Origin of the sequence: Streptomyces sp. LS1784, from assembly GCF_020103755.1 — a bacterium.
Lineage (GTDB): Bacteria > Actinomycetota > Actinomycetes > Streptomycetales > Streptomycetaceae > Kitasatospora.
The window spans coordinates 1-2462 of sequence record NZ_JAHSQD010000857.1; the positions used below are offsets into that span (position 1 = coordinate 1).

Genomic DNA, 2462 nt, shown 5'->3' on the forward strand with positions numbered 1-2462 from the left:
GGCGTCCGCGCCCGCCCTCGGCCGCCGGCGCGGCCGCCGACTCGGCCTGCGGCTGCGGCAGCGGCGCCCAGGAGACCAGCAGCCCCCCGCCGATCAGACCGGGCAGCAGGGCCAAGCCGAAGCCGGCCAGGTTGGACATCGGGATCGAGACCAGCGTCAGCAGGATGGTCGCGATGCCGGCGAAGACCCTGACGGCCTGCTGGAACCACCCGGCTATGCCGAGGGCGATCAGCAGGACGCCGATGAGCAGCGAACCGGCACCCGCCGTGGTCGACATCGCGATGGTCACGCTGCCGAGCGCCAGGTGCGCGTACGGGAAGTAGAGGATCGGGACGCCGGCGATCATGGCCAGCAGGCCGCCCCAGAAGGGCCTGGTGCGACGGAACGTGCGGAAGCCCCGCCAGAACGACCCGATCGGATTCTGGCGGCCGGTCCGGGTTTCGACCGTTGCGCTGGACATGGTGCAGCTCCTCGGCATCGCTACGAGGGGACAACGACTGGCGTGGGGCCGGGAACGGCGGAACCCGCCGCCCCCGGCCCGCGAAAGACCCGTCTGCCGGGCGCGCCTGTCGGCACGCCGTCAGGCAGGGATCAGTAGCACTCCTTGTCCGGGCCGTCGCCGCTCTTGAGCGACAGGCTCAGACCGTTGAGCACGAACTTTCCGGCCGAGGTGGCACGGGCCTTCTGCTCGACGTTGTCCAGCGAGGCCTTCTGGGCGGCCTGGGCGAAGCCGGTGGGACCGGTCGGCAGGCCCTTGCCACCGCCCGCGGCGGTGACACCCGGGTGGGGCTTCCAGCCCTGGGTCGCCGTGCCGGGAACGGTGGAGGCGTCCTGACCGATGTTGATCTGCTCGAAGGTCGCGTCGGCCTTCAGTTCCTCCATGTCGATCAGCAGGTTCTCGGCGTGCACCGGCGTGCCGTTGCCACCGGCGTTCAGCTGGAGGGTGATCTTGCCCAGGCCGAACCCGGTCAGGTCGGTCACCACGGACTGGCACATGTTGGTGATCTCGGCCGATTCGAACGCCGAGACGGCGACCGGGTGCGGCGCGCCGTTGGCCTCGATGTCGACGGTGCCGAACTGCGAGAAGTTCTTGCCCTCCAGGTGGGAGGCGTGCACCTTGAACTGCTGGCCGGAAATGCTGAACGAAGCGGCGAGCGCGCTGTTGGCGATCGAGACGCCGACCATCGCGGTGGCGGCGACACTCGGCACCATCACCAGTGCGAAACGCTTCCAGCGGGTCTTGCCGTAGGTCTGGGACATGCGAGTCCTCCTTCTAGGACGTACATCTCCGGCTCCCCGGCGGTGCGTCCCGCACCGGTGGGGGCCTGGGATGGGAGAGAGCTACGTCCTCGGTAGCGGAGAGCGCCTTGGGCGTCGTCGGACGCGGGAACGGCCTGCGTGCAGCGGGCCTCCCGTCCAAGCACCGGCCGTCCTTGCGGGGCGGCGGGCAGGACCGACGACATCGGCGATCACCCCCGAGCGACAACCAGCGGCCGCGCAGGGCCGCGCGGCCGGTAAAAGGACAGGAACCGCCGTGGGACCGCGGATACCCCCCTGCCCTCCCTCCCGCCGGCCGGAGCCGGCGGATCGCCCGGTGGGGATCCCGCGCTCCGCGTGGCCGACCGGGGTCGGCTGGTGTGGAGTCTGGGACCGGGCGTGGCCGATCGTGCTTGAATCCCGGGCGAAGCACAAGAGGTGCCTTACTGACGGGTAATGCAACATCCGGTGACGTTGATCATGGAATCGGCCCGAGCTGCACCGTGCGTGACGTCTTGAAGGAAACGTGATGGCGAAATCCGCCGGAAACACCAACGAAACACCCGTGGGTGATCACACAATGTGACCACCCACGGGTGAAATCAAGATTTGGTAAACCTCTGTCCGGTTGACCGGATTGTCGCCAAATCACCTGGCGACACCGCAGGTCATCCGCCGTGCCAGGCGTCGAGCCCGAGGACCGGCGCGGAACCGGGCCGGAACCCGACCGGAGCCGGGCTCAGAACAGCACGCGCGCCAGCGCCGTACGGGCCGCGACGACCCGCGGGTCCTCCGGGCCGATCACCTCGAACAGCTCCAGCAGGCGCAGCCGGGCGGTGTCCCGGTCCTCGCCGGCCGTCCGTCCGACGGTGGTCACCAGGCGCCCGAAGGCGTCCTCGACGTGACCGCCGACCAGGTCCAGGTCGGCCGCCTTGAGCTGGGCCTCGACGTCCTTCGGGTCGGCCGCGGCCGCCGCCCGGACGGCCTGGAGGTCCAGGCCCTCGATCCGCTTCAGCAGCTCGGCCTGGGCCAGACCCAGCGTGGCCTCGGTGTTGCCCGGCTGCTCGGCCAGCACGTTCCTGTACGCCTGGATGGCGCCGCCCAGGTCGCCGGCGTCCAGCGCGTCGTGCGCGGCGGACAGCGCCGGGTCCTCGGGGTGCTGCGGGGCGGCGGCCGCGGCCTCGCCCGGGGCGACCGCCCCGCCG

The 2462-nt window shown here is 70.9% G+C and carries 3 protein-coding genes; all 3 read right to left on the reverse strand.

What is annotated here, in order from left to right; translation table 11 throughout:
• Nucleotides 1-460, reverse strand: a 460-nt coding sequence (locus KS423_RS43420; RefSeq protein ID WP_224285201.1) for a DUF6114 domain-containing protein, incomplete at its 3' end; no start/stop codon positions are given.
• 131 nt (nt 461-591) lie between these two features.
• A complete protein-coding gene (locus tag KS423_RS43425; RefSeq protein WP_224285202.1) occupies nt 592-1260 on the reverse strand; it encodes a DUF6230 family protein in 669 nt (222 codons plus the stop codon).
• A 736-nt stretch (nt 1261-1996) separates the two neighbouring features.
• Nucleotides 1997-2462, reverse strand: a 466-nt coding sequence (locus KS423_RS43430; RefSeq protein WP_224285203.1) for a tetratricopeptide repeat protein, incomplete at its 5' end; no start/stop codon positions are given.

Bases quoted from the DNA above. Each gene is read 5' to 3' on its own strand.
- KS423_RS43425 (WP_224285202.1), bottom strand. From the start codon at position 1,260: ATGTCCCAGACCTACGGCAAGACCCGCTGGAAGCGTTTCGCACTGGTG.